This window comes from Bradyrhizobium genosp. A, from assembly GCF_049949275.1.
Lineage (GTDB): Bacteria > Pseudomonadota > Alphaproteobacteria > Rhizobiales > Xanthobacteraceae > Bradyrhizobium.
This window is the reverse complement of the sequence record NZ_CP188196.1, coordinates 1,568,849-1,590,455: the sequence shown is the minus strand read 5'-3', so window position 1 is coordinate 1,590,455 and position 21,607 is coordinate 1,568,849. Positions and strand designations below refer to the sequence as shown.

General features: G+C 63.2%; 24 protein-coding genes. 9 read left to right on the top strand and 15 right to left on the bottom strand.

Annotated features, from left to right (window positions below; all coding sequences use genetic code 11):
* Positions 1-112: 112 nt before the first annotated feature.
* Together ACP2YP_RS07425 and ACP2YP_RS07420 are read right to left on the bottom strand one after the other, a co-directional pair.
* Positions 113-823: an SDR family NAD(P)-dependent oxidoreductase gene (locus tag ACP2YP_RS07425; RefSeq protein ID WP_426423341.1), complete on the bottom strand. Its 711-nt coding sequence runs from the start codon at positions 821-823 to the stop codon at positions 113-115.
* Positions 824-861: 38 nt separating this feature from the next.
* Positions 862-1,629, bottom strand: a complete 768-nt coding sequence (locus tag ACP2YP_RS07420; protein ID WP_426423339.1) for a serine O-acetyltransferase — start codon at positions 1,627-1,629, stop codon at positions 862-864.
* A gap of 261 nt (positions 1,630-1,890) precedes the next feature.
* On the opposite strand from ACP2YP_RS07420, the gene ACP2YP_RS07415 reads away from it, so the two are divergent.
* Positions 1,891-3,054 carry an acyl-CoA desaturase gene (locus tag ACP2YP_RS07415; RefSeq protein ID WP_426423337.1) on the top strand — a complete coding sequence of 388 codons (1,164 nt, stop codon included), beginning with the start codon at positions 1,891-1,893 and terminating at the stop codon, positions 3,052-3,054.
* Positions 3,055-3,276: 222 nt separating this feature from the next.
* Here the strand turns inward: ACP2YP_RS07415 and ACP2YP_RS07410 are convergent, their stop codons facing one another.
* The 4 genes from ACP2YP_RS07410 to ACP2YP_RS07395 all read right to left on the bottom strand — a co-directional run bounded on the left by ACP2YP_RS07410 (position 3,277) and on the right by ACP2YP_RS07395 (position 5,562).
* Complete coding sequence (locus tag ACP2YP_RS07410) at positions 3,277-3,768, bottom strand: DUF2852 domain-containing protein (RefSeq protein ID WP_234680486.1); 492 nt, start codon at positions 3,766-3,768, stop codon at positions 3,277-3,279.
* A 121-nt stretch (positions 3,769-3,889) separates the two neighbouring features.
* Complete coding sequence (locus ACP2YP_RS07405; RefSeq protein ID WP_426423334.1) at positions 3,890-4,642, bottom strand: TetR/AcrR family transcriptional regulator; 753 nt, start codon at positions 4,640-4,642, stop codon at positions 3,890-3,892.
* 95 nt (positions 4,643-4,737) lie between these two features.
* The gene (locus ACP2YP_RS07400; protein WP_426423332.1) at positions 4,738-5,100 is read right to left on the bottom strand and encodes a hypothetical protein; all 363 of its coding nucleotides are present in this window, start codon (positions 5,098-5,100) and stop codon (positions 4,738-4,740) included.
* A gap of 57 nt (positions 5,101-5,157) precedes the next feature.
* On the bottom strand, positions 5,158-5,562 hold the full coding sequence (locus tag ACP2YP_RS07395; protein WP_426423330.1) for a YciI family protein: 405 nt from the start codon (positions 5,560-5,562) through the stop codon (positions 5,158-5,160).
* 272 nt (positions 5,563-5,834) lie between these two features.
* Here ACP2YP_RS07395 and ACP2YP_RS07390 point away from each other — a divergent pair, with 272 nt between their 5' ends.
* The 5 genes from ACP2YP_RS07390 to ACP2YP_RS07370 all read left to right on the top strand — a co-directional run bounded on the left by ACP2YP_RS07390 (position 5,835) and on the right by ACP2YP_RS07370 (position 8,788).
* The gene (locus tag ACP2YP_RS07390) at positions 5,835-6,623 is read left to right on the top strand and encodes an SDR family NAD(P)-dependent oxidoreductase (RefSeq protein WP_426423328.1); all 789 of its coding nucleotides are present in this window, start codon (positions 5,835-5,837) and stop codon (positions 6,621-6,623) included.
* 73 nt (positions 6,624-6,696) lie between these two features.
* A complete protein-coding gene (locus tag ACP2YP_RS07385; RefSeq protein WP_426423326.1) occupies positions 6,697-7,134 on the top strand; it encodes a hypothetical protein in 438 nt (145 codons plus the stop codon).
* 271 nt (positions 7,135-7,405) lie between these two features.
* A complete protein-coding gene (locus ACP2YP_RS07380; protein ID WP_426423324.1) occupies positions 7,406-7,750 on the top strand; it encodes a hypothetical protein in 345 nt (114 codons plus the stop codon).
* A 111-nt stretch (positions 7,751-7,861) separates the two neighbouring features.
* Positions 7,862-8,041 carry a hypothetical protein gene (locus tag ACP2YP_RS07375; protein ID WP_426423322.1) on the top strand — a complete coding sequence of 60 codons (180 nt, stop codon included), beginning with the start codon at positions 7,862-7,864 and terminating at the stop codon, positions 8,039-8,041.
* A gap of 399 nt (positions 8,042-8,440) precedes the next feature.
* Complete coding sequence (locus tag ACP2YP_RS07370) at positions 8,441-8,788, top strand: hypothetical protein (RefSeq protein WP_426423320.1); 348 nt, start codon at positions 8,441-8,443, stop codon at positions 8,786-8,788.
* A 73-nt stretch (positions 8,789-8,861) separates the two neighbouring features.
* Here ACP2YP_RS07370 and ACP2YP_RS07365 read toward each other — a convergent pair whose 3' ends face one another.
* From ACP2YP_RS07365 to ACP2YP_RS07350, 4 genes are all read right to left on the bottom strand, one after another.
* Positions 8,862-9,275, bottom strand: coding sequence for a VOC family protein (locus ACP2YP_RS07365; RefSeq protein ID WP_426423318.1), 414 nt, complete (start codon positions 9,273-9,275; stop codon positions 8,862-8,864).
* 84 nt (positions 9,276-9,359) lie between these two features.
* Positions 9,360-9,896 carry an SRPBCC family protein gene (locus ACP2YP_RS07360; protein WP_426423317.1) on the bottom strand — a complete coding sequence of 179 codons (537 nt, stop codon included), beginning with the start codon at positions 9,894-9,896 and terminating at the stop codon, positions 9,360-9,362.
* Positions 9,897-9,974: 78 nt separating this feature from the next.
* Positions 9,975-11,270: an RNA polymerase sigma factor gene (locus ACP2YP_RS07355; protein ID WP_426423316.1), complete on the bottom strand. Its 1,296-nt coding sequence runs from the start codon at positions 11,268-11,270 to the stop codon at positions 9,975-9,977.
* Positions 11,267-11,635: a YciI family protein gene (locus ACP2YP_RS07350; RefSeq protein WP_426423315.1), complete on the bottom strand. Its 369-nt coding sequence runs from the start codon at positions 11,633-11,635 to the stop codon at positions 11,267-11,269. The genes ACP2YP_RS07355 and ACP2YP_RS07350 overlap by 4 nt, the downstream gene beginning before the upstream one ends.
* 143 nt (positions 11,636-11,778) lie before the next feature.
* On the opposite strand from ACP2YP_RS07350, the gene ACP2YP_RS07345 reads away from it, so the two are divergent.
* Positions 11,779-12,744, top strand: a complete 966-nt coding sequence (locus ACP2YP_RS07345; protein WP_426423313.1) for a 2-hydroxyacid dehydrogenase — start codon at positions 11,779-11,781, stop codon at positions 12,742-12,744.
* A gap of 123 nt (positions 12,745-12,867) precedes the next feature.
* The gene (locus tag ACP2YP_RS07340; RefSeq protein WP_426423312.1) at positions 12,868-14,835 is read left to right on the top strand and encodes a cache domain-containing protein; all 1,968 of its coding nucleotides are present in this window, start codon (positions 12,868-12,870) and stop codon (positions 14,833-14,835) included.
* A gap of 10 nt (positions 14,836-14,845) precedes the next feature.
* Here the strand turns inward: ACP2YP_RS07340 and ACP2YP_RS07335 are convergent, their stop codons facing one another.
* From ACP2YP_RS07335 to ACP2YP_RS07325, 3 genes are all read right to left on the bottom strand, one after another.
* Positions 14,846-17,584, bottom strand: a complete 2,739-nt coding sequence (locus tag ACP2YP_RS07335) for a PAS domain S-box protein (protein ID WP_426423311.1) — start codon at positions 17,582-17,584, stop codon at positions 14,846-14,848.
* A complete protein-coding gene (locus ACP2YP_RS07330; RefSeq protein WP_426426067.1) occupies positions 17,577-17,987 on the bottom strand; it encodes a response regulator transcription factor in 411 nt (136 codons plus the stop codon). The genes ACP2YP_RS07335 and ACP2YP_RS07330 overlap by 8 nt, the downstream gene beginning before the upstream one ends.
* Positions 17,988-18,201: 214 nt before the next feature.
* Entirely contained in the window at positions 18,202-18,861 is a 660-nt protein-coding gene (locus ACP2YP_RS07325; RefSeq protein WP_426423310.1) for a TetR/AcrR family transcriptional regulator, read from the bottom strand.
* Positions 18,862-18,968: 107 nt separating this feature from the next.
* Between ACP2YP_RS07325 and ACP2YP_RS07320 the strand changes: the two genes are divergently transcribed.
* Complete coding sequence (locus ACP2YP_RS07320) at positions 18,969-19,613, top strand: glutathione binding-like protein (protein WP_426423308.1); 645 nt, start codon at positions 18,969-18,971, stop codon at positions 19,611-19,613.
* 53 nt (positions 19,614-19,666) lie between these two features.
* Here the strand turns inward: ACP2YP_RS07320 and ACP2YP_RS07315 are convergent, their stop codons facing one another.
* Together ACP2YP_RS07315 and ACP2YP_RS07310 are read right to left on the bottom strand one after the other, a co-directional pair.
* A complete protein-coding gene (locus ACP2YP_RS07315; RefSeq protein WP_426423307.1) occupies positions 19,667-20,974 on the bottom strand; it encodes a TRAP transporter large permease in 1,308 nt (435 codons plus the stop codon).
* A 34-nt stretch (positions 20,975-21,008) separates the two neighbouring features.
* The gene (locus tag ACP2YP_RS07310; RefSeq protein ID WP_426423306.1) at positions 21,009-21,602 is read right to left on the bottom strand and encodes a TRAP transporter small permease subunit; all 594 of its coding nucleotides are present in this window, start codon (positions 21,600-21,602) and stop codon (positions 21,009-21,011) included.
* Positions 21,603-21,607 lie beyond the last annotated feature (5 nt).

The window sequence follows — 21,607 nt, the reverse complement described above, 5'->3', positions numbered from 1 at the left end:
CGCCTTTCCTGAGACAATATGGAAGCGACAACAAAATTTGGCAATATTTGCCGTGAGCTGCCCACAATGCGGCAGGCGCCTCAGGCCGCAGAAGCAGGCTCGGGCGCCGCCCTCACCACTTCTCCTTCGAGGTCCGCACGTCGAGTTCGAACGACCAGGCCCGCTCGGGCTGACGGTAGAGGAATTCGAAGCCATCGACGATGCCCTCGATGCTGATCAGGCTGTCCTCGCGGCCTGCGGCGTCGGGAAAGCGCGAGAATATCTTGTCGCCGGCGATCGCGCCGTCGACCACGACATGGCCGACATGGATGCCGTCGGGTGCGTATTCCTTGGCCATGGCCTGTGCCAGCGTGCGCACGCCGGCCTTGGCCGAGTTGAACGCGCCGTAGCCGGAGCGTCCGCGCAGCGAGGCGCTGGCGCCGGTGAAGAGCAGCGTGCCGGTCTTCTTCGGCACCATGCGGCGCACTGCCTCGCGGCCAAACAGGAAGCCGCCGAAGCAGACCACGCGCCAGGCGTTCTCGAAATAATCGGCGTCCATCTCGATGATCTTTCCGGGCGTGTTGTTGCCGGCGTTGTAGATCGCGAGGTCGAGGTCTGCGCCCGCGGCATCGAACAAGGTGACGATGTCGCTCTCCCTGGTCGCGTCCGCGACGACAGGCCTGGCCACACCGCCAGCCTTTGCGATGTCATCCACGACCGCCTGCAACGCCGACGGCGTCCGGCCCGCGACGATTACCTTGAGCCCCTCGGCTGCAAAACGCTTGCAGAGCTGGGCCCCTAGCCCGCGCTCCGGTCCGACGCCGATCACGATTGCCGTCTTCATTGCACGCTCCGACAATTGAAAGCTGATGATGGGGTGAATCACGCCGCCGAGGCGGCGGGCTCGGGGCAGTTGGTCAGCCGCGCGGGATTGCCGACCGCGGTGCAGCCGCCGGGCACATCTGACGTCACGACCGTGCCGGCGCCAATTTTTGCGAAATCGCCAATGCTGATGTCGCCGAGAATGCTCGCGCCGGCGCCGATGTAGACGCCGCGGCCGATGCGGGGCGAACGCGTCGGCAGTTCGCCGCTGCGGCCGATGCTGACGTTCTGCAGGATGGTGACGTCGTCGCCGATTACGACATTGGCGCCGATCACGATGCCGGTGGCGTGATCGAGATAGACAGCCGATCCGATCCGGGCCGCGGGATGGATGCTGACCTGCAGGACGTTCGATGCCTCGTTCTGAAACAGCAGCGCCGCATCGATGTGGCCGCGGAGCCAGAACCAGTTCGAGACGCGCCAGGCCTGCAGCGCGACATACCCCTTGAAATGCAGCAACGGCGCCAACGGGCTGGCGATGGCTGGATCGCTGCGTGTGATGGCCTGCAAATCGCGGCCGGCCGCTTCGATCAATTCGGGCGAGCCGCGAAGGGCGTCGAGGGCAAAGCCGGTGAAACGCGCACGCTCGGTGGCACCACCACCAAGTCTGCGCCCGATCAGATCGGCCAGGGCGGCGCCAAAATCGTCATGGACGAGGACGGCATCGGCAAGCGATTTGCCGAAGACAGGATCGGCGGCCGTCGCGCGCCGCGCCTCGTCGCGTATCGTCTGCCAGAGGCTGTCGTTGGTCGCGGTCGCAGCTGCCATCGTCGCCGCCTCCGGTATTTTAACACTGCCACATCGAATATAGGCCATGGGCGGGCCGCGCGCCACGCCGCGTCGGCGGGATCCCGAGCGCCATGCCGCAGCTCCCCGTGAGGCTACGAGCTTGCAAGCCGGGCATCCGCGACCATATAGTCCATCGAATTTTTCAAGCCCCGCGGTGGTCCGCCATCCGCGGGTTTTTCGTACCCGGCGGCCGTCGGCGCTGCCGAAACGAATCCCGCTCACCCGAGGTCACCCCAAGACATGTCGCCCAACCCGCCCGCCGACGACCACCACGACGACGTCATGTACCCCTCCGCAATTCCGTTCGTGCTGGTCCACCTCTTCTGCTTTGCGGCCATCTGGTCAGGCGTCACCTGGCAGGCCGTCGCGATCTGCGGGTCACTGTACATCGTGCGCATGTTCGCAATCGGCGCAGGCTACCACCGCTATTTCTCGCATAAGGCTTTTGCCACCGGCCGGGTGTTTCAGTTCATCCTGGCCTGCCTTGCGCAAAGCACCGCGCAGAAGAGCGTGTTGTGGTGGGCGGCCAAGCATCGGCACCATCATCTGCATTCCGATACCGAATTGGACGTGCATTCACCGCGTCAACGCGGCTTCCTGTACAGCCATGTCGGCTGGATCTTTTACCGGCAGCACGACACGACCGACCTCGTGAAAGTCGGCGATCTCGCGGTCTATCCGGAGCTGATGTGGCTGCATCGGCTCGAACTCCTGCCGGCCGTCGTGCTTGCAGTGCTCTGCTTTCTGGTTGCGGGCTGGTCGGGTCTGGTCGTCGGCTTCCTGTGGAGCACGGTGCTGGTCTATCACGCGACTTTCTGCATCAATTCCCTTGCCCACGTGCATGGACGCAAGCGCTACGTGACGGGCGACGATTCCCGCAACAACTGGCTGCTGGCGTTGTTCACCCTGGGGGAGGGTTGGCACAACAATCACCACGCCTGCCAGAGCAGCGTGCGACAAGGCTTTTACTGGTGGGAGATCGACCCGACCTATTACGTCCTGAAGCTCCTGTCCTGGTTCGGAATCGTTTGGAACATGAAGGCACCGCCCGAACAGGTGCTGCGCAACGAGCAGCAGCTCGGCGCACGCGTCATCAATCGGGCAGCGCGCGAGCTCGCCGGACGATTCGATGCGCAGAAGCTCGCGGATGCGATCTCGTCGGCGCGGCGCCGAGCTGACCTGGCCCAATTGCAACTGCCGACGCTGCACGAGATCCTCCATCGCGCCCATGAAGGCGTCGACGCGCTGACGCATCTGCATCTGCCGACGATCCCGACCCGCGAGGAGTTTCTCATTGAAGCCAGGGCGATGTTCGCGCGAACGCGATCACTCAACGAGATCGTCGACCACGCCTACGAACACTTCCTGACGTCGGTACGCGCGCAGCTCGTGACAGTGCGCTGAACCTTCCGGCCGTGCGATTCAGCACGGCGCCACCCAGGACTTGCCAACCTGGGATGGTGAGGTCCATGGGCATCGTCCAGGAATGAGCGGCGCGGTGCCAGGTGACGGGGCCCGGGCTCTGATCGCGCCCCAAAAACCAAACCGCCCGCCTGCGAGATCGCAGGCGGGCGGCTCGGGGCCATCAGGACTTTGGGGGCATGCACCTGAAGGCTTTGAGAGGTATCAGCCCTGCTGCTGGTCGGTCGGCGGCGGGGTCGGACGCGTCTTGTGCTGGGCCATGAACTGGTCGAACTCTTCCTTGTCCTTGGCGTGACGCAGACGGTCGAGGAAGTTCTTGAATTCGACCTGCTCCTCCTCGAGACGCTGCAGTGTCTCGGTGCGGTATTCGTCGAAGGCGCGGTTGCCGGAGGACGGCGGGCCGAAGCCAAAGCCGAAACCACGGCGCTCCATGCGGCCGCGCATGCGGTCCATCTTGTACTGCATCCGCTCCATCTTGCTCTGCCAGCGATCCTGGTTGCTCCAGCACGACATTCTTCTGCTCCCGAGTGTGAAAAAGAGAAGGGCAAGTCCGATCGGCCACCAGATGATGAAGCCGAGAATGGTCACGGCAATCCAACCAGGATGCCAGGGCGTATCGAGCATGTGGGGCCGCTCGTACTGTTGCTGTTGGTCCGAGGGGCCGCGCCAGCGATTGACATCAGCGGTGTAGGCCATTTCCCTTCTCCATCACGGCATCAGCGCCGTTGTGAATGTAAATAACATTTACATAGCTAGACCATCCCGCGATTTTGTCAAGCTGGCGGCCTGACAGGGTCGCGGAATTATTTGCGCAACTTTATTTCGGCTTGCCCCAGGGACCAGCTGGAGGCCCGCCGGGCGGCACGCCAGAACCGGAGGGAGCCTCCGGGGGCACCGGTGGCGGCTCGGCGCTCTTCGCCTGCGGCCTGCGATCGGTCGGGAAGCCGAGACCGCGCAGATAAATCAGCACCTCGGCCTCTAACAGCTCATCCGGCGACATCGGCAGTTTGCGTCGCGCCGCATCCCCACGCGAGAACAACGAAGCGACGCCATGCGCCATCGACCAGATGTGCAGCGCCATCATCATTGCCGGCGGACGCGGCGCGCCGGGCGGGGCCAGCGCCGCGAGGCGCTCCGCGGCGGCGCGAATGACGTTGAAAGCGCGCTCGCTTGCGGCCTGCAGCGCTGCATTGGCATCGACCGGCAGGCCGGATTCGAACATCGCGTTGTAGAAAGCGGGCTCCTCGCGGGCGAAGGCAAGATAGGCCCGGCCGACACGCTCGAACGCAGTGACGGTGTCGGGGCGCCCGTCGTCCCAGGCCGCCGTGAGCCGCGATTCGAACTGCTCGAAACCGCGTTGGGCGATCGAGGACAACAGCTCGTCACGGTCGCGAAAATGCCGGTAAGGCGCCGCCGCGCTGACCCCGGCCATGCGCGCGGCATCGGCGAAGGTAAAGCCGGCCGCGCCCTTCTCGGCGATCAGCCCGAGGGCGGCCTGCAACAGGGCTTCCTTCAGATTGCCGTGGTGATAGCCGCGCTCCGTGCGGCTCTGCTCCTTGCGCCAGCTCATGTGAACGACTTTTACATGAGCCGGCGGTGAAGGTCACTAGCAGTGATGGGTTTTGGTGAACCCGTATCTCCACGTACCTGAGGTCCGACGAGGCCCTAGCCGCCCGGGATCGGCAGCACCGGCATGATCTCGACGCGCTCGCCGGGGAAGATCGCAAAATGCGGGTGGTTCTCGAACATCTTGGCGGCCGCCTCGTGTGAAGCGGCACGGACCACGGTGAAGGCGCCCATCTCGTTGGCGATGTCGGCGACGCCCTTGCCGTCGACCCGCTTGGTCTTGCCGAGCGGACCGCCCATGGCCTGAATCGCACCCTGGTGCTTCTCGACCCAGCCCTTCCAGGCCGCCATGCCCTCGATCTCCTTCGCCTTGCGCTCCGCGTCGGGCATCGCATTCCACGCAGCCCATTTCGGACTGTTCTTGCTGCCGAGGAAGACGGCGAGATAGGTATCGGTGCTCATCGGTTTTCTCCCTTGTTGATGGATTGACGAAGTCGCGAGTTTTCGCGGCCCTTTCGGCTAGTTCTTCAGGTTTTCGAAACCGGCGGCGGCCGCCTGCACCTCCGGCGGAAAGTCGGACATTTCCTGCACCTGGCGGATCTCGATGATCTCATTGGCTGAGGCCGGGCACTTCTTCGCCCAGGCGATCGCCTCGTCGCGCGAGCCGACCTCGATCATCCAGTAGCCGCCCAGCACTTCCTTTGCCTCCGTGAAGGGACCGTCGGTCACGGCAGGCACGCCGGAAGCGAACGAGACGCGGGCGCCCATCGACGGCGGATGCAGGCCGTCCAGCGTGATCAGCACGCCGGCATCCTTCAACGCCTCGTTATAGCGCATCATCGCAGCGACGCGTTCGGGATCGAGTTGCACGTCCGCCGGCGCGGTCTCGTAGCCGAGCGGGATCATCAGCATCATGAATCGCATGCGGTTCCTCACTGATCTCGCCATTCTACATGGCGCCGCGCGACATGCGCCACGAAATGACGAGGAGTTGAGCGGGTCAGATGGCCCGCCTCCCATATAAGACGAATGACGTTTTACAAGGCCGACAGAGCCGTGGAAATTATTTCGGAGGCCATTGCAGCCCAGCGCGTAGGACCCAAACCGCTGCGTCTCTTTCTCGTCCGGACCAAAGCGCAGTAAAAGGAGCGCACGCTCACGCACGCCCGTTTTTCGATACAGGACCGGATCAGCCCATGCCCGCCTCCCCGCAAAAAGTCGCCCTCGTCACCGGAGCCGCGCGCGGCATCGGGCTAGCAACCGCGAAGAAATTCCTGGCCGAGGGCTGGCGGGTGGCGCTGCTCGATATCGAGGGCGAGTTGCTCGGCCGCGCGGTGGCCGAGATCGGCCAAAGCGAGGCGACGCTGGCGCTAGCCTGCGACGTCTCGGACAGCGCCGCGGTCGGCGTCGCGATGAAAGCGGTCGAGCAGCGTTTCGGTCGGCTCGATGCGCTGGTCAACAATGCCGGCATTGCGGTGTTCGCGCCGCTGATGGAGACATCGGAGGCCGACTGGCGTCGCGTGCTCGAAGTCAACCTCACGGGTCCGTTCCTCTGCACCAAGGCCGCGGTGCCGTTGATGCGCGACGGCAACGGCGGCACTATCGTCAACATCACCTCGATCTCGGCGGTGCGCGCCTCGACGCTGCGCTCGGCCTACGGCACCAGCAAAGCCGGGCTTGCCCACCTCACCAAGCAGCTCGCGGTCGAGCTCGCCTCGCTCAACATCCGCGTCAATGCGGTAGCACCGGGGCCGGTCGACACCACGATGGCGAAGCAGGTGCATACCAAGGAGATCCGCGCCGACTATCACGACGCCATCCCGCTCAACCGCTATGGCCTGGAGGAGGAGCTCGCAGAAGCGATCTTCTTCCTGTGCTCGGAGCGCGCAAGCTACATCACCGGCCAAATTTTGGCCGTCGATGGCGGCTTCGATGCGGCCGGCATCGGCCTGCCGACGCTGCGCGGGCAAAGGCGGAACGGGTAGGCACGGGATTTGTAGGGTGGGCAGAGGCGCGACGCGCCGTGCCCACCATCGGAACCGAGTTGGTGGAGACTTCATGCGACGCATTGCTTTCGTCAAAGCCTGGATCGTCGCAGCCGCGCTGCTCGCTTCCGTCCCGGCCAAGGCCGAGATCCGCATCATCCAGAGCCCCGGTGGACAGGTCGGGCCGTTCCTCGATCTGTTCGAGAAGGTGCGCGAGAGCGGCGACCGCGTGGTGATCGACGGTCCCTGCCTGTCTGCCTGCACGCTGGTGCTCAGCATCGTGCCGGGCGAGCGCATCTGCGTCACCAAACGTGCCGTGCTCGGTTTCCATGCCGCGCGTTCGGTCGACCGGCGCGGACGCTTCTATGCCGAGCCAGAAGCATCCGAAGCCGTGCTTGCGGCCTATCCGGGCCCCGTTCGCGACTGGATCAGCCGGCGCGGCGGCCTCACCTCGCGGTTGCTGTTGCTGAAGGGGCGCGACCTCGCCGCGATCTATCCGCGCTGTCGATGACAATTCGATTGCAGGCGGCGGTATGACCGCGATGATTCCTCCGCTGTCCGACGATTAGGCAGTTCCCGGCGAATTCGGCCCCGGCAGGAGCGAAATCCGCTCAAGTGCATCGCAACGCGTGCCAATTTACGCGGTTTCCAGCTTTTCCCCGGCGCCTATGCCAGACCGAGGCCTACGCGGCTCGCGATGGCTGACCGTCATATCCCGGCAGCGGCGGCGGAATATGATGGTTCCACTTTTTCGAGATCGCTCATTTTCAAATGGTACGCATGTGGAGTCCATCGATTTTCGCTACCGCCTGTCGGATCAGGGACGGATCGTCCTCGGCCCGCTGAGCTCAGAAGAAACCCTCGAATTCGAGGAGCTGTCGCGGCGCGACCGCGAGGGCCTGATCGACCTGACGTCGGAACTGCGGCTGCTCGAGCTGTACGTGAAGTACATCGGTTCGGACGCCAAGACCTCACTCGCTCCGTCGGAGCCGGCGTCGCACGTGAGTGAGACGCCGCGACGACGAAGGCCATTGCCGCGACGGCCCTCACGTCAGCGCGACTTTATTGTTCCCATGATCGTCGTGGTGGGCATGAGCTTCATGCTGATCGCATTGTTCATAAGTTGATGCATGGCGTCATGCGCCGACAACCATACGCAGTGTGAACCGTGTCACACCATGGCCAAGTTGATTTGGCATACAGTGGACGAATCGACAGCGATGCCCGCAGGGGGATTCATGACCAGCATCGGCACCGACGGACATGCCGGTTCGCAAGCTCAGTCATCGCTTATGCAGAGAGCAAGCGATCAGGCCTTCCCCTTGACGTTCCTGATCACGAGCGCGGTCGCGACGGTCGGCTGGCTCTACGTGCTCGCACAGGGAGCCGTGGCCGTCACAAACTGGCTTTTCCTCTAGTGCAAGACAATCTGGATCACCGGCGCAAGCTTCATGCTGGCGCAGATGAGCATTCCCCATAGAGCAAAATTGATTTGCAGCGCCGCCGCCATCGGTCGCTCCCTTCCAAGTCGTCCGCCCTAATTTGTAGATATTGTGAATATAATTATCGATTCTGGCGCGAAGTTCACAGCCTAATCTTGCGCCAGTTGTTGTGCGATGCAATTCGCTTCATGTCACAAACCCGCTCGCGCTGTTCTTGCAGGCTGTTCTTGCAAGCTGTTCTTGTAAAGTGAATCGAGCGCACGAATCTCTTTTCGGCCATGCCGGCGACGTCGTTTTCCCTCAAGTCCCGGGTAAGCGTCGCGATGCAAAGTTTCCCACGCGGATTTGCGTCACGTACCGCACGGCAGGTTCGGCATGGCTCGACACATTCTCGTCTTGCTCAGTTTTTGCGCAGCGCTCGCGGGATGCACAAGCGCGCCGGCGGCGGAGCGTCGTCCGATCGCGTGGGACGGACTCGGTCAGGATCCCAATCGTCCTGCTGTCACAAAACGTCGCCTTGCCAATCATGCAGCACCGGCGAGCGATCCCAATCTGGAACGACAAAGGGTGCTCGGTACGCTGCGTCCCTATTCCGACGCATGGTGGGCTGTCCAAGACGAGATCGAGGCCGAGAACGACAAGCAACTCGGCTCGAAGCTCGTGATCTGCCGCAGCTGCGTGACGCAGCCGCCGGGCGAGGACGTGACCGGATCGATCCGCTGACGAGGCGGGCTCCCTCTCTCGAGACCATCGAGAGAGGAAGCCGCAGCTCAGGGAATTCTCCCCAGCGTTGAGCTCACATTCCTTCGGCGGGGCAGTTCACCATCCAGGGAATGCCGAACTTGTCGACGCACATGCCAAAGCCCTTGGCCCAGAACGTCTTGCTGAAGGGCATGGTGACGGTGCCGCCGTCGGCGAGCGCGTTGAACTTGCGCTCGCCCTCCGCGGGGTCCGCGACCGTGACCGAGATCGAAAAGCCCTGCGGTTTGTGAAAATGCTCTGGTGGCGTGTCGGAGGCCATCAGCACAGCGCCGCCGGGCAGCGTCATCCGCGCATGCATGATTGTCTTCTCGCGGCCGGGCGCGCCCGGCATGTCCACCGGCGCATCCGAGACACGCATCATGGCGTCGATCTTGCCGCCCAATATCTCGGCGTAGAAGTTGAATGCCGCTTCGCACGTGTCCTGATAGAACAGATAGGGATTGAGCATCATTTCTCTCCTTTTCGCTTCCTTGGTAGTTCCTTTGGCAGTTCCTTGACAGTTGCTTGACAGTTTCTTGGGCGGTGTCTGGCGTTACTTCTCGGTGAGCTTCTTCAGGCTGGCGAGGCCGGCCTCGAAATCCTTGCCGATCATGTTGTCCATGTTGATGAAGACCTGCATCACTTTCGACATGAAGGGAGCCGGACCGTACATCGCCCATGTGACCAGTGTGGCATCGCCTTGCGGCACAAAGGTGAACTCGGCGGTGTTGTGGCCCTCGAAAGGCCGTTCGAAATCGAGCTTGATGCGGAGTTTCGACGGCGTGCTCGCCTCGAGGATCTCCATATGGCCGGCACCGACATTGTTGTTGCCGTCCCAGGCATAGGTCGCCCCCTTCCCAGCGGCAGTTCCTCCGAAGGTGCGCTTCATGGCGGGATCGCGCCCCTCATAGGGCGACCAGCTGGTCCAGAAGTGGAAATCGGAGACGAGCGGATAGATCGCCTCGGCCGGCGCCTTCAGCGCGAGCGAGCGCTCGACACGGAACGTGTCGGGTTTTGTGAGGGCGAATACGAGGATGCCCGCGATCCCGACCGCGAGCACAATGGCGGCAATGGCAATGGCTTTCAGCATGAATGGCTCCCTGGATACGGGATTAAGACGAAGGGGAAAGGCGGGGGCCGACATGTGACGGAGCAATTTTTTGGGCCGTCACTTCACCTTCGCGCCCTGCCTCGCGCCGCCTTCTTTCGGCTGGCTGTCCCGGATCAGCCGATCAATGTGCATCCGGATGTGGGCGGCTTCGGCCGAGGTGTTGGCGAGCGCGATGGCGCGGTCGAAGGCTACTCGGGCTTCGTCGTTGCGGCCGAGTTGCATCAGGAAAGCGCCGCGCACGCCATAGAAATGGAAGTAGTTGGCAAGCTTCGGCGCCAGCGGCTCGATCAGGTCGAGCGCGGCCTGTGGCCCGCGGACCTTGGAGACCGCGACCGCGCGGTTGAGCGTCACCACAGGCGATGGCTGCACCAGCTCGAGCGCGCCATAGAGCAGGTCGATCTCGGTCCAGTCGGTCTCCTCCGGAGTCGACGCCCGCGCATGCAGCGCGGCGATCGCGGCCTGGATCTGGTAGGGCCCGCTGCGGCGGTGGCGCATCGCCTTATCGATCAGCGCCAGCCCCTCCGCGATCATGGTGTGGTTCCACAGCGAGCGATCCTGGTCGTCCAGGAGAATGAGCGAGCCGTCTTTGGCGAAGCGCGCGGCGCTGCGCGCGTGCTGCAACAGGATCAGAGCCGTCAGGCCCATGATCTCTGGCTCGCTCTGGAACAAGCGCAGCAACAACCGCGCCAGCCGGATCGCCTCCTCGCACAGCGGCTTGCGGATCTCAGCAGTGTCCCCGCTTGCCGAATAGCCCTCATTAAAGATCAGATAGATCATCGCGGCGACACCGGCGAGACGTTCGGAACGCTCGATCGGGCCTGGCGTTTCGAACGGCGTCCCGGCCTCCGCGACCTTCGCCTTGGCGCGCGTGATGCGCTGTTCCATCGCCGCGTCGGAGACGAGGAAGGCACGCGCGATCTGTTTCACCGTCAAGCCTGACACGATGCGCAGCGCGAGCGCGATCTGCTGCGTTGCCGGCAGCTGCGGATGGCAGCAGATGAACATCAGCCGCAAAATGTCGTCGCGATAGTGCGAGCCGTCGAGCCGCTCGGCCAGCGCGCCTTCGGCATCATCGAGATCGGAGATCGCGTGGTCGTCCTCGGGCAGCGGCTGCTGCTTGCGGGTACGGCGCACCTCGTCGATTGCGACGTTGCGGCCAACCATGATCAGCCAGGCCGCGGGATCGCGCGGAGGCCCGTTCTGCGGCCAGGTCTTGAGCGCGCGGAGGCAGGCGTTCTGAAAAGCCTCCTCGGCGGTATCGAGATCGCGGAAATAGCGCAGCAGCGCACCGACCGCCTGCGGACGCGCCGAGGTCAGCGCGGTCTCGATCCAGGCAGTGTCAGCCTCGCTCACGCCGAAATTCCTCCGGGCCTGAACACGCCCACGGGACGCACCTCATAGGCGCCGCCGGGATTGGCCGAGCCGAGATCGCGCGCAACGTCGAGCGCCTCGTCGAGATTCTTGCAATCGACGATGTAGAAGCCGAGCAGTTGCTCCTTGGTCTCAGCATAGGGGCCGTCGAGCACCAGCGGCGGGTCTTCCTTGCGCAAGGTCGCGGCCGCCGTGGTCGGCAGCAGCCGGGCCACCGGGCCGAGCCGGCCCTGCTGTGTGAGCTTATCCTGCACCACGGCGAGCTTCCTCATCACGGCCTCGTCCTGGTCCTTGCTCCAGGAGCCGACGAAGTCCTCGTCATGATAGCAAAGGATCGCATAAAGCATGGGCAGCACCTTCCCTGAACGCTTGTTTGAAAGACGATCCACTATGCCCCGCCCCGACAGGGCTGCGGAAAAAATTTGCGAGAAAAATCCGGCAGATCATGCCAAGGAGGGCGTCAAAAGCGGAACGCGACGAGGCTCTTAGAATGACTGTGGGCATACTGGCCGTCCTGATCAACAGCACGCAACAGAACTGGCTGCCGGAGCGCTGGAAGGCCCGGTTCGATGCGGTCTGCGGCGGCCGCCCCGTGGTGCTGCTGCCCAATGCCGGGCTCGATCCGGCGGAGGTGCACTATGCCGCGGTGTGGAAGCCGGTACCGGGCGACCTCGGCTCTTTCCCCAATCTGCGGGCCATCTTCAATCTCGGCGCCGGTGTCGACGCGCTGATGGCGGACAAGAGCCTGCCCAACGTGCCGCTGGTCCGCGTCGCCGTGCCTGACCTGACAAATCGCATGACCGAATATGTCGTGCTGCACGTGCTGATGCACCACCGCCAGGAGCTCTACCTGCGCGACTCGCAGCGCGCGAAACGCTGGGAGCCGCAATATCAGTGGCCGGCGAGTGCGGTCACCGTCGGCGTCATGGGATTGGGCACGCTCGGTGCCGACGCGGCCGACGTGCTGCGGCGGCTCGGCTTCCGCGTCGCCGGCTGGAGCCGCAGCCCGCGGACGATCGAGGGCGTCGAGTGCTTCCACGGCACGGCCGGAATGGATGCATTCCTGCGCAAGACCGACATTCTGGTGTCACTGCTGCCGCTGACGCCTGACACAAACGGCATTCTCAACCGCGACGTCTTCGCAAAACTCAATCGCACGAGCCCGCTCGGCGCGCCGGTGCTGATCAATGCCGGCCGCGGGGCCTTGCAGAACGAAGCCGACATCCTGGCCTGCCTCGACGACGGCACGCTGGGCGCCGCCTCGCTCGACGTCTTCGTGCAGGAGCCGCAGCCGAAGGACAGCCGGTTCTGGACCCATCCCAAGGTGGTGCTGACCCCGCACAACGCCGCCGACACCGATGCGGACGCGATCTCGGCCTATGTCGCCGAACAGATCGCGAAGTTCGAATCGGGTGGCGCGCTGGAGAATGTGGTGGAACGCGGGCGGGGGTATTGAGACTCCTCAGCCTCCCTACCTGCGCTGTCGCCCCCAAAACCGCCACTTCCCCCTCCTCGTTCACCCTCTCTTAGCGAGAAGTTGATAGGCATTGTTAATCGATGCTCAACGAACGGGTCGGACATGCGCTCTCCCCTCGGCCTCAGGATGCGGATCACGGTTGCGCTGGCGCTGACGGCGGCGGCCACCGCGCTGATTGCCGTGCTCGGGGCCATGTGGATCATCGCGGGCATCATCGACCGTGCCGACCAGCGCGAGCTGCGCAGCCATTATGATGCGCTGCTGTCGCGGATCGCGGAAGAATCCCATCGCGCGGCCGCCATGAGCGCGGTCGTGGCCGCGATGCCGGCGACACAGGAGGCGATGGCCAAGCAGGATCGCGAGGCGCTGGTGCGCCTGTTCGGGCCCGTGTTTGCCGCCACCAAATCGGAGTACGGCGTCGAACAGTTCCAGTTCCATACCCCGCCTGCGACCTCCTTCCTGCGCGTGCACCAGCCGGCGAAGTTCGGCGACGACCTCTCGAGCTTCCGCAAGACCGTTCTCGATGCCAATCAGGAGCACAAGGTCATCGTCGGCCTCGAGGGCGGGGTGGCCGGGCTCGGCATCCGCGGCGTGGTGCCGATTGCACAAGGGGCTAAACATCTCGGCTCGGTGGAATTCGGCCTGACCTTCGGGCAGTCCTTCCTTGACGATTTCAAACTCAACCGCCATGTCGACATCGCCTTCCATCTCGCCGACGGCGTGGGCTTCAAGCTGTTCGGCGGCACGCTGAAGGGCAAGAGCTTCTTCGATGCGGCTGATTACGGCCGCGCCGCCGGCGGCGGCTTCACCGTGAAGCAGGCCAAGCTCGACGCGACGCCGGTCGCCGCGCTGCTCGGGCCGATCAAGGACTTTTCCGGAAAACCGCTCGGCGCCGTCGAGCTTGTGATGGACAACGCCGATTACGAGGCCTCGGCCGACCGCGCCTGGATACTCGCAATCGCCATTGCCGCGCTCGGGCTCATGCTGGCTGCGATCGTCGGCTATCTCATCGCCCGCGGCATCTCGCGGCCGATTCTCTCCATCACGAACGTGATGCGCGAGCTCGCCGACGGCCGGCTCGACGTCGCGGTCCCCAAAAGCAAGGCGAACGACGAAGTCGGCGCGATGGTGAAGGCGGTCGCTGTGTTCCGTGACAACGCTGTGAATTTCAGCAAGCTCCAGGCCGATCAGCTCGAGGCCAAGGCGCAGTCCGAGGCCGAGAAGCGGCGCGCCTTTGCGGCGCTTGCCGACAATTTCGAGGCCAGCATCCGCGACGTCGTCACCACGGTGTCCTCGGCCGCGGTCGAGATGGAGCACACCGCGCGCTCGATGTCCGATATCGTCGAGCAGTCGCGCAATCAGACCCGTGCGGTCTCGTCGGCCTCGGCGCTGGCCTCGGAGAACGTGCAGACAGTGGCGGCCGCGGCGGAAGAATTGTCCTCGTCGATGACCGAGATCAGCCGCCGCCTTGCGCATGCGACCGAAGTCGTGGGCAAGGCCGCGAGCGACGGACGGCAGTCGAACGAGCGGGTGCAGAGCCTGGCGGACGCCGCGCAAAAGATCGGCGACGTCGTCTCCTTCATCAACGGCATTGCGGGCCAGACCAATCTGCTGGCGCTGAATGCGACGATCGAAGCGGCGCGCGCGGGCGAAGCCGGCCGCGGCTTTGCGGTGGTCGCTTCCGAGGTCAAGGCGCTCGCGACCCAGACCGCGAAGGCGACGGAAGAGATCGGCGCGCAGGTGACGGCCGTCCAGGGCGAGACCACCGGCGCCGTCGAGGGCATCCAGTCGATCTGCGCGACGATTCAGCAGGTCGATGAAATCTCCGCCGCGATCGCGGCCGCCGTCGGCCAGCAGGGCACGGCGACGCAGGAGATCGCGCAGAACGTTCAGCAGGCTGCCGCACGCACCGGCGAGGTCTCGCAGAACATCGCAGGCGTCACCGACGGCATCGCGGCGACGGGCACGGCCGCAGAAGAGGTGCTGGTCTCGGCGATCGAGCTGTCAAAGCAGTCGCAGCGCCTGCGCGACGAGGTGGATCGTTTCCTCGCGCAGATTCGGGCGGCGTAGTCGGGCAGAACTAGGGCGGAGCCGGAATGACTGGTGGTGCAGTCAAGACCTCGCGGAGGCGAAGTGCAAGATCAGCCTTGCGATAGGGCTTGGTGAGAACGACTGATCCGTCGCGATGCCGACCGTGCTTGACGAGAGTTTCCAGCGCGTAGCCCGAGGTCAGAAGCACCGGCAGCCCCGGCTGCATCTGCTGCGCAAGTTCGGCAAGCTTCCAGCCATTGATCCCGCCCGGCATCACAATATCGGTGAACAGGAGGTCAATGTGAATATTGGTTCTGAGCTTTTCGAGAGCATCTTTGCCATCGACAGCGGCCACAACCGAATACCCCAAGCTTTGCAACCTCAGCACAGCATAGGACCGAACGAACGGATCGTCCTCGACGATGAGCACCGTTTCGGTTCCTTTCGGAAGCACGGTCTCATCCGTTTGGATCGGCTCGGATGACATCGGCGACCTCGTAGCCGCCTGCGGCAAATACATCCGAACGGTGGTGCCCAGTCCGGGTTCGCTATAAATGGAAACGTGGCCACTGGACTGTTTCACGAAGCCGTACACCATGCTGAGACCCAATCCGCTGCCCTTCCCAACCTCCTTGGTGGTGAAGAATGGCTCGAACACCCGCTCGATCACGTTCTTCGGCATTCCCTCGCCGTCATCGGTGACGGCGACCATGATGTACTCGCCTGGCATCACTTCCGGATGAAGGCTCTGATAATGGTTATCCAGCGATGCGTTAGCCGTCGTGACGGTGAGACGCCCACCAGCCACCATGGCATCCTGCGCATTGACGGCGAGATTCAAGATTGCGGATTCGAGCTGGGCGGGATCTGCGTAGGCAAGCGCGAGATCGGGATCGAAACTGGTGTTGATTTCAATATCTTCACGCAACGTCCGCCGCAGCATCTTGTGCACGCCATCGAGCAACTTGTTGCAATCGATCTCGATAGGGCGAAGGATTTGCCGGCGGCTGAATGCGAGCAGCCGCTGCGTCAATTCTGCGCCACGATCGCCGGCTCGGCCGATGTCGTCGGCGAGCTGTTGTAAATCCTGCCGTGGTTTCAGTTGTTCGCTGAGAAATTCAGCATTGCCGACGATGACCGTCAGGAGATTGTTGAAGTCGTGGGCGATCCCGCCCGAGAGCTGCCCAACCATTTCCATCTTCTGCGCCTGCACCAATTGTTCTTCAGTGCGCTTACGCTCGGTCAGATCATGGATGATGCCGACGAAGATCGATTTGCCATCCTGCTTGGCTTCGCCGACCGACAGGTCCATCGGAAACGTCGATCCGTCCTTGCGTCGGCCAACCACCTCGCGGCCGATTCCAATGATCTTCTTCTGACCGGTACGGTGAAAATTGTCGAGATAGCGATCGTGCTCCTCGCGATAGGGCGCCGGCATCAGCATCTTGACGTTCTGACCGGACACCTCTTCGGCAGAGTAACCGAAGAGCTTCTCGCACGCCGGGTTGAACATTTGAATGCGTCCATCAGCTTCGATCCAGATCACGCCGTCCACGGCGGTTTGGACCACCGTGTTGACACGCATTCCGGCGTCGCGAATAGCCTGTTCGGCACGGCGCCGTTCGCTGATGTCGCGGGTGATCTTCGCATAACCGAGCAATTGTCCCTGCTCGTTCCTGATCGGATCGACGACAACGCTCGCCCAGAACTTGCTGCCGTCCTTGCGGACGCGCCAGGCCTCGGCTTCGAACCTCCCCTCCCGTCTCACCGCTTCCAGATTGCGCTCAGGTTCGCCGTTCCGGCGTTCGTCCTCGGTGTAAAACTCGCGAACATGCCGACCGAGGATTTCCGCAGCAGTAAACTGCTTGATCCGCTCGGCGCCGCTGTTCCAGCTCGTTACCCGCCCTTCGAGATCGAGCATGTAGATCGCATAGTCCGTGACGCCCTCAACCAATAAGCGGAAGCTTCGCTCGCTGTCGTGGACGGTCTGCTCGGCCCGCTTGCGCTCGGTCAGATCGTGAATGATGCCAACGAAGATGGACTCGCCGTCCTGCTTTGCCTCGCCCACGGAGAGATTCATCGGAAATGTCGATCCGTCCTTGCGCTGGCCTACCACCTCGCGGCCAATCCCGATGATTTTTCGCTCGCCGCTATCCAGGAAATTCCGGATATAGCCATCGTGTTCGATTCGGTACGAAGACGGCATCAGCAGCTTGACGTTTTCATGCATGACTTCGTCAATGCTGTATTGGAACAGCCTTTCGCAGGCGGGATTGAACATGATGATGCGTCCCCTCGCATCGATCAGAATGACCCCATCCACTGCGGTATCCACGACCGCTCTTAGCCGCGCAGCGCTTTCGCGCAGCGCCTGCTCGGCCCTTTCACGTTCTGTGAGGTCGTGGATGATACCGACGAAGATCGATCCGTCGTCCTGCTTTGCCTCGCCAACCGACAGATCCATCGAAAACGTCGATCCGTCCTTACGCTGGCCAAGCACCTCACGGCCGATGTCGATGATCTTGCGTTCGCCGGTCCGGGCGAAATTATCGAGGTAGCGGTCATGTTCCTGACGATAACGTCCGGGCATCAGCATCTTGACGTTCTGCCCGACGACCTCGTCAGCCCGGTATTTGAACAGCTTCTCGCAGGCCGGGTTAAACATCAGCACCTTGCCGCCCGCGTCAATCAGGATCACGCCGTCGACGGCCGTCTCGACGACGGCACGCAGCCATCGCGCGTTCGTGCCCTCGGGGATCGGGGCGTCGGTGTGCGAGTCCTTAGCCAACGGCCTCCGTCCTCCGACCACCCAGCTCCAGCAGACAAGCGGTAATGACTGCGAACAATTCTGCCGGCGTGAAGGGCTTGCGCAGACAGCGCGTGACCCCAAGCTCAAGCGCCATGCGCAGAAAGTCTGGAGCCGGTGTTCGTTGTTCGGCGAATACATAGCCGGAAATGGCAATCAGCGGCACTGTTGGAGCGCGCTGGCGGAACAACCTGATCGATTCAAAGCCGCGCATCTGCGGCATGAAAATATCGACAATCATCAAATCGATCGCCGAATCGTCGAGAGCACCGAGGCCAGATTCGGCGCCGTAAGCGACGACAACCTCAAAATCCCGCTTCTCCAGCCAGGCGCGTATGCCTGTACAAATGAGCGGATCATCATCGACAACGAGAATGCGTGGCATGGCGGCAGCCCCGGGCACGGCCTCAACCCGTGCCATCATCATTATTTCGACGAGATCATCGCCCCGGCGAAACTGATTCGGCACATGAATGTACACTCAAATGACGGCCCACAGAAAAAGAAAACTTCTAGTAGATCCACCATCAGCCCGGCAACGTGCTTAGCTGGTAGAAATTCCTGGATTTCCTGAGCAACGCGCTCGCCTCGACGCAGGATTATCGCTCCCCGCACATCACATCGATCGCGCCCTTCACGATCGCTTCGAGATCCCTGCGCGAGACGCGGGCACGTGAGCGGATTGCGATCGAGTGCACTGTGGCCGAGGCGAGTTGCGCCAGCACGGCTGGATCGGCGCTGTCCGGCAACTCGCCCTTCTCCTTGGCGCGGCGGAAGCAATTCGTAAAAGCCTTGTCGAGCTCCGACAGACCGTCGAGCACCATCGCGCGGATGTCGGGGTCGCTCACCGCTTCGGACGCCGCCGTCACCACTGTGAAACAGCCGCGCGGGCCGGTCTCGCCGGAAAGATAAATGTTCAGCGCGGAGGCGAAGATGCGCTCCAGCCGCTGGCGCACCGGCGTCTCCTGGCGAAAGATCTCGGCCATCGATGCACGCGCATCCTCGCGGTAGCGCTGATAGCTCTTGATGTAGAGCTCGCGCTTGTCGCCGAACGCACCATAGAGGCTCGGCCGGTTCATGCCGGTGGCCTCACTGAGATCGTCGAGCGATGTCGCAGCAAAACCCTGCCTGCGGAACAGATCGAGCGCCTTGCCGAGCGCGACGTCGGGCTCATAGGCGCGCGGCCGTCCGCGGCGCTTAGGTTCGCCGCGGCGCTCGGGCTCATTGGCAGCAGATGGCGGTTTTGATTTTTGTACCATATCGCAAATTAATCCTTGACCGTCGTCATAATATGCAAGATGGTACAAAAATCAATCTGGCCAGGTTGAGCGACACTCACAAAGAGAATTGCCCAAGGAGGCCCACGATGGATCTTTATTTCTCACCGCTCGCTTGCTCCATGGCGACGCGCGTCGCACTCTATGAGGCCGGCGCCGAGGCGAATTATCTCGAAGTCGATCCGCCGACCAAGAAAGTGCTCAGCGACGGCTCCGATTTCCACACCGTCAACCCGATCGGCCTGGTGCCGACGCTGCGCACCGACGAGGGCGTGGTGCTGACCGAGAACGCCGCGATCCTGCAATATGTCGCCGACCGTTTTCCGCAATCGGGTCTCGGCGCGAGCGCCGGCATCGATCGCACGCGGCTGCATCAATGGCTCTGCTTCATCGGCACCGAGCTGCACAAGGGCCTGTTCGTGCCCGTGCTCGACCGCAAGGCGTCGCAGGAGGTGAAAGCCTACGTGCTGGAGAAGAACTTGTCGCGGCTCGACTATCTCGACAACTACCTGGAGGGGCGCGAGTTCCTGCTCGACCATTTCAGCGTGGCCGATGCCTATCTCGTCACGGTCATCAACTGGACCATGGCGACGCCGCCGATCGAGCTTTCGAAATGGCCGAACGTGAAGGCCTACTACGAACGCCAGCGCCAGCGGCCGTCGATCGTGAAAGCGATCGCGGAGGAGTTCGAGCTCTACAAGGCCGAGCAGGCGCGGAAGAAGGCGGCGGCGTAAGGCTGAAGGATCGAAAAACGTCGTCCCGGCTGCAAGGCCGGGACGGCGTGAACCTATCCTCCATACAGCACCCGCGGCAGGATCGTGACGATGCCTGGCCACAGCGTCAGCAACAGCACGAAGCCAACCATGATCATCAGGTAGGGCATCGTGACGCGCGCGATGTAACCGAGGCCGTCTTCAGTCAGGCCCTGGATCACGAACAGGTTGAAGCCGACCGGCGGGGTGATCTGCGCCATCTCGACGGCGAGCACCAGGAAGATGCCGAACCAGATCTCGTCGAAGCCCGCGCCCTTCACGATCGGCAGCACGATCGGCAGCGTCATCACGATCATCGAAAAGCCGTCGAGGAAACAGCCGAGGATGAGATAGAAGATAATCAGCACGACGATCAGCATGAAGGGCGACAGGCCGAGGCCCTTAACGAAGGCGGCGACCGCCTGCGGGATGCCGAGGAAAGCCGCTGCATTGCCGAGGATCGATGCGCCGAGCACGATCAGCGCGATCATCGAGCAGGTCACGACCGAACCGATCAACACGTCGCGCATCACCTGCTGCGACATCGAGCCTTGCGCCCAGGCGACCAGCGCCGCGCCGAGCACCCCGACGGCGGCAGCCTCGGACGGGGTGGCGAGCCCGCCATACATCGAGCCGAGCACGCAGGCGATCAGGAACAGCGCCGGCGCGAGGTCCTTCAAGGCTGCGAAGCGTTCGCCCCACGGCACCTCGGAGAGCTTGGCTTCCGTCTCCGGCACCATCGAGCTGTCGAGCGTGGTGTGCAGCATCACCCAGCCCATGAAGGTGGCGGCCAGCAGCAGGCCGGGCAGAACGCCGGCCGTGAACAGCTTCAGGATCGAAACGTCGCCGAGCACGCCGTAGATGATCATGATGTTGGACGGCGGGATCAGGAAGCCGAGCGTGCCGGCGCCGGCGAGCGAGCCGATCGCGATGTCGCGGGAATAGCCGCGGCGCAGCAGCTCGTTGAGCGACATGCGGCCGATCACCTGCGTGGTCGCTGCCGACGAGCCCGAGATCGCCGCGAAGATGGTGCAGCCGATCACGTTCACATGCAGCAGGCGGCCGGGCAGAAGGCCGGCCCAGGGCGCAAGCCCCTGAAACAGCGAACGCGACAGACGCGTGCGGAACAACAGCTCGCCCATCAGGATGAACAGCGGCAGCGCCAGCAGCTCCTGCGTGGTCAGGATGTTCCAGGCATACTGGGGCAGGAGCTTGTCGAGCGGGATCGAGCGGAACGTCGCGAGCAGCAGAGTCGCGGTCAGCGCGAGGGTGAGGCCAATCCAGACGCCACACGCCAAAAGCGCGAACAGGATCACAAAAAGTGCGACGACTTCGATGGTCATGGGATCCGGTGTCCGGTGGCAGGCGCGAGCGCGATCATTCGACGGGTGAAGCCTTCATGCGGTGATCCTCCAGCGGCAGGCCGAGCGCGGCATGGATCGCACGCGCCAGGAACTGGAGCGTGAGCAGCAGCATGCCGAAGGCGACGACGGCTTGTGGAAACCACAGCGGCGTGTCGCTCGAGGTCGAGACCTGGCCGCGCACATAGGCGCCGAAGGCGAACTTCGCCATCGACGAGGTCAGGAACGCCATGAAGGCGAAACCGGCGGCAGCCGAGAGGATCTCGATCGCACGCTGAAATGGCGCCGGCACGTTTTTCAGCAGCAGCACGACCCGGATATGGCCGCCGACGCGCAGCGTCATGGCGGCGCCGAAGGTAAAGGACGCCGCCATCAGGTAGGAGGAATATTCCCACGCGATCGAGATGGTCGGGGGAAAGAACGGCAGGAAGTTGGAGAGGAAGCGCGTTGCGACCTCGCACAACATCAGCAGGGTCAGCATGAGGAGACAGCCGCCGCCGATCCAGCCGTCGAGCCGGCCGAGACGGTCGATGCCGTCGAGCAGGATACGCAGCGGCGCCGGCGCCGCTGCATTGAGACTTTGCGGAGCCGCCGGCGAAACGCTGACCATGGCGT

What these genes read in the sequence shown, in the direction of transcription:
- ACP2YP_RS07425 (WP_426423341.1), bottom strand. Translation starts at nt 823, where the DNA reads ATGAAGACGGCAATCGTGATCGGCGTCGGACCGGAGCGCGGGCTAGGG.
- ACP2YP_RS07420 (WP_426423339.1), bottom strand. Translation starts at nt 1,629, where the DNA reads ATGGCAGCTGCGACCGCGACCAACGACAGCCTCTGGCAGACGATACGC.
- ACP2YP_RS07415 (WP_426423337.1), top strand. Translation starts at nt 1,891, where the DNA reads ATGTCGCCCAACCCGCCCGCCGACGACCACCACGACGACGTCATGTAC.
- ACP2YP_RS07410 (WP_234680486.1), bottom strand. Translation starts at nt 3,768, where the DNA reads ATGGCCTACACCGCTGATGTCAATCGCTGGCGCGGCCCCTCGGACCAA.
- ACP2YP_RS07405 (WP_426423334.1), bottom strand. Translation starts at nt 4,642, where the DNA reads ATGAGCTGGCGCAAGGAGCAGAGCCGCACGGAGCGCGGCTATCACCAC.
- ACP2YP_RS07400 (WP_426423332.1), bottom strand. Translation starts at nt 5,100, where the DNA reads ATGAGCACCGATACCTATCTCGCCGTCTTCCTCGGCAGCAAGAACAGT.
- ACP2YP_RS07395 (WP_426423330.1), bottom strand. Translation starts at nt 5,562, where the DNA reads ATGCGATTCATGATGCTGATGATCCCGCTCGGCTACGAGACCGCGCCG.
- ACP2YP_RS07390 (WP_426423328.1), top strand. Translation starts at nt 5,835, where the DNA reads ATGCCCGCCTCCCCGCAAAAAGTCGCCCTCGTCACCGGAGCCGCGCGC.
- ACP2YP_RS07385 (WP_426423326.1), top strand. Translation starts at nt 6,697, where the DNA reads ATGCGACGCATTGCTTTCGTCAAAGCCTGGATCGTCGCAGCCGCGCTG.
- ACP2YP_RS07375 (WP_426423322.1), top strand. Translation starts at nt 7,862, where the DNA reads ATGACCAGCATCGGCACCGACGGACATGCCGGTTCGCAAGCTCAGTCA.
- ACP2YP_RS07370 (WP_426423320.1), top strand. Translation starts at nt 8,441, where the DNA reads ATGGCTCGACACATTCTCGTCTTGCTCAGTTTTTGCGCAGCGCTCGCG.
- ACP2YP_RS07365 (WP_426423318.1), bottom strand. Translation starts at nt 9,275, where the DNA reads ATGCTCAATCCCTATCTGTTCTATCAGGACACGTGCGAAGCGGCATTC.
- ACP2YP_RS07360 (WP_426423317.1), bottom strand. Translation starts at nt 9,896, where the DNA reads ATGCTGAAAGCCATTGCCATTGCCGCCATTGTGCTCGCGGTCGGGATC.
- ACP2YP_RS07350 (WP_426423315.1), bottom strand. Translation starts at nt 11,635, where the DNA reads ATGCTTTATGCGATCCTTTGCTATCATGACGAGGACTTCGTCGGCTCC.
- ACP2YP_RS07345 (WP_426423313.1), top strand. Translation starts at nt 11,779, where the DNA reads ATGACTGTGGGCATACTGGCCGTCCTGATCAACAGCACGCAACAGAAC.
- ACP2YP_RS07340 (WP_426423312.1), top strand. Translation starts at nt 12,868, where the DNA reads ATGCGCTCTCCCCTCGGCCTCAGGATGCGGATCACGGTTGCGCTGGCG.
- ACP2YP_RS07330 (WP_426426067.1), bottom strand. Translation starts at nt 17,987, where the DNA reads ATGCCACGCATTCTCGTTGTCGATGATGATCCGCTCATTTGTACAGGC.
- ACP2YP_RS07325 (WP_426423310.1), bottom strand. Translation starts at nt 18,861, where the DNA reads ATGGTACAAAAATCAAAACCGCCATCTGCTGCCAATGAGCCCGAGCGC.
- ACP2YP_RS07320 (WP_426423308.1), top strand. Translation starts at nt 18,969, where the DNA reads ATGGATCTTTATTTCTCACCGCTCGCTTGCTCCATGGCGACGCGCGTC.
- ACP2YP_RS07315 (WP_426423307.1), bottom strand. Translation starts at nt 20,974, where the DNA reads ATGACCATCGAAGTCGTCGCACTTTTTGTGATCCTGTTCGCGCTTTTG.
- ACP2YP_RS07310 (WP_426423306.1), bottom strand. Translation starts at nt 21,602, where the DNA reads ATGGTCAGCGTTTCGCCGGCGGCTCCGCAAAGTCTCAATGCAGCGGCG.